The sequence below is a fragment of the Shewanella sp. BJSY2023SW001 genome, assembly GCF_047314685.1.
Taxonomy (GTDB): domain Bacteria; phylum Pseudomonadota; class Gammaproteobacteria; order Enterobacterales; family Shewanellaceae; genus Shewanella; species Shewanella indica.
In genome coordinates this window covers 1-2,455 of the sequence record NZ_JBKORF010000029.1, presented here as the reverse complement: position 1 = coordinate 2,455, position 2,455 = coordinate 1, and the positions used below count along the sequence as shown (strand labels likewise).

The window sequence follows — 2,455 nt, the reverse complement described above, 5'->3', positions numbered from 1 at the left end:
ACTTTCAGACGTTTTCCTATCTCCCGATAACTGAAACCCTCGCGTAAATAGGCCTCAATCTGGTATCGTTGTCCCTCGATCAACTGCTTGTAATTCATGGTAACTACTCATGTTTGTTTGGCGACTACAGAGTATCACCAACAGGCAGTTGATCTCTCCTCACCGTTTAACCATGAGTGGTGCACTTATTATCTGAATTCGGGTTTGAATAACCCGATGAGTTATACCGATCCGAGTGGGTTCTTCTTCGATAAACTCTGGAAGGCGATTAAGAAATATTGGCGAGTAATAGTAGCTGCAGTTGTTACTTATTTTACAGCAGGCGCAGCATCGGGTTGGGCGGCTAGCTGGGGGGTTGCTGCAGGGACTGCGGGAAATGCAATAGTTGCAGGAGGTATCACTGGTTTTATAGGTGGAGCTGTTGCTACTGGTAATTTACGAGGGGCATTATGGGGTGCATTTAGCGGGGCTGTATTTGGAGCTTTAGGAAACCAAATTCATGGAGCGGAGGGGACTTCTAATGCTTGGTCAACTGGGGAGCAGATGTTAGCTCATGGTTCAACAGGAGGAGTCATTAGTGTCTTACAAGGTGGAAAGTTTGGTCACGGGTTTATCTCTGCTGGAATCATGAAGGGGATTGGGAAAATTCAAACGAGTGCGTCTTTTGGTCGAGTAATGATTCAGACCGTAGCAGGTGGAACAGTATCCAAACTTACAGGAGGTAAGTTTGCAAATGGAGCGATAACATCTGCAATGCAATATGTAGTAAATGAAGTGGCAAATGTTTTAAAAAGTAGAACAGATGTCCTAGAACCTAAAAAACAGAAACCTGAGGTTGTATCTATTCAATCTAGAACTGTTTATTCTAAGTGGATAGGAGATCCGCCTCCAGGTTTAAAGGCTGGGCCTGAAGTAGCATGGAGGTTGGTTGATTCATCTGTATACACTGAATATGAGATTACATATGTAACTACTCAGGTTAAAACTACGCAGGATACAATATTTACACTATGGGAGGAAGATGCTTCTGGTAACGTGAGTGATTTTATAGGGCAACGGGTTACATCAGAAACGTTGAGAACCGATTTTAATGAGTCAGTACATATAAGGTCGATAGGTATAGTTGGTGTTACAAGGTTGCCGGAAGGGGCTAAAATTGTTGATTCACTTTGTATACAGAATAACATGCGGGGGTGCTAGTGAAAGTTCTAATAAGAATATTTTTATACATTTTTGTTGGAGTCGTTATAGGGTATTTTTTGTTTTATAAAGAAAATGTTGAGCCAGTAGGAAAACAATATGGAGTACTAAGAATTCCTATGTTAAGTGGCTGTCCCTTGAAGCCTGACGGGCTTCATGTGGAGGGGGTTGTTAAAGTAGAAGCAATAGACTTTAACTTAAAGGTTGATGGTGTTTTTTCATCTGGGTTTTGGAAAGTTTATCATACAGGTACACCAGTAGAAGCTCTACGGGGAGTTTATGGTTACATCGGGGAGTGTATACCTAGCATGAGTTCTGAGTACCTTGGTGAAGGGGTTTTTGAAAAGGATTTATCCCGTTATTTTGCAATGTCTAATGAATTTGATGTCTACGTTCATATTGATGGAGGGAAAGCTAAAGTGATCTATTTTAAAGAGTAGAAATACAAGATGAGGTGTGGGGTGGAATATGGTAAAAATGGGACACCCAGCATTAATGGTGCAGAGGTTAGCCTCCAACTATGCTTTGTTTACGCAAATGGGTGGAAGATATGAAGAACACGGAAAATAGGACCACACGGAAAACAGGAACGGAAAATAAACGGAAAACACACGGAAAACAAACGGAAAACAAACGTAAAACAAATGGAAAACGGAACGAAAACAGGACAGCCATATCTTTTTGAGAGGGTGTTCAAAATTCTGTGTCACGTTAAAAATCACAGAACGATGTGAGCATCCAGTCGTCCTTCAAAATGGATGGACAGCTGAGATAGCGTTAAATTCCAGTTTTGAATCGGGTGTGACCACCGCTCCTGAGCCTTCAATATACCGGCGTAGAGCAGTTTGAGTAAACTGTTCTCGTTGGCAAAACCACCCTTGGTTTTCGTCAGTTTCATGAAACCATGCCCGCCATCAGGGAATGGGGTAGTGTTAAATTCCCTGTTAGCGCACAAGGCAATTGAAAATTGCTACGGATAAGTACTCTGATAGCAACTTTGCCACTTAAAATTTAGCCCTTAATAGGCTGTTTTTTATGACTGATTGCCTTGTTTTGGTTTAACCCCGAACACTTCAATGGAGTGTTGTTTACCCTTTAACTTGACCGGTCCTAAATTGGTGAGCTGATACTCGCTGTCATCATTTTCCAGCCTAGCTACCAGCGCGCCGGAGAGCAGCATCCTTTGTCCTAAGGGGTTACACTGATCCTGTAGTCGCGCTAGGGTGTTGAGCACGTCGCTGAAGAAGCTGATCTC

The 2,455-nt window shown here is 42.4% G+C and carries 3 protein-coding genes and 2 pseudogenes (1 of these 5 cut by a window edge); 2 read left to right on the top strand and 3 right to left on the bottom strand.

Features of this window, described 5'->3' with window-relative positions:
• Positions 1 to 98, bottom strand: the beginning of a protein-coding gene (locus ACMHXH_RS07110; RefSeq protein ID WP_413737870.1) for a helix-turn-helix domain-containing protein. 145 nt of this gene lie to the left of the window's left edge; 98 of the gene's 243 nt are visible here — the first part of the coding sequence; it begins with the start codon at positions 96 to 98; the stop codon falls past the left edge of the window.
• A 118-nt stretch (positions 99 to 216) separates the two neighbouring features.
• Here ACMHXH_RS07110 and ACMHXH_RS07105 point away from each other — a divergent pair, with 118 nt between their 5' ends.
• Together ACMHXH_RS07105 and ACMHXH_RS07100 are read left to right on the top strand one after the other, a co-directional pair.
• Positions 217 to 1,200: a hypothetical protein gene (locus ACMHXH_RS07105; RefSeq protein WP_413737868.1), complete on the top strand. Its 984-nt coding sequence runs from the start codon at positions 217 to 219 to the stop codon at positions 1,198 to 1,200.
• Positions 1,200 to 1,640: a hypothetical protein gene (locus tag ACMHXH_RS07100; RefSeq protein WP_101095225.1), complete on the top strand. Its 441-nt coding sequence runs from the start codon at positions 1,200 to 1,202 to the stop codon at positions 1,638 to 1,640. Before ACMHXH_RS07105 ends, ACMHXH_RS07100 begins: the two co-directional genes overlap by 1 nt.
• A gap of 278 nt (positions 1,641 to 1,918) precedes the next feature.
• Here ACMHXH_RS07100 and ACMHXH_RS07095 read toward each other — a convergent pair.
• Together ACMHXH_RS07095 and ACMHXH_RS07090 are read right to left on the bottom strand one after the other, a co-directional pair.
• Positions 1,919 to 2,101 (bottom strand): annotated as a pseudogene (locus tag ACMHXH_RS07095) (IS256 family transposase); the annotation flags it as partial.
• Positions 2,102 to 2,233: 132 nt separating this feature from the next.
• Positions 2,234 to 2,455 (bottom strand): annotated as a pseudogene (locus ACMHXH_RS07090) (adenylate/guanylate cyclase domain-containing protein); the annotation flags it as partial.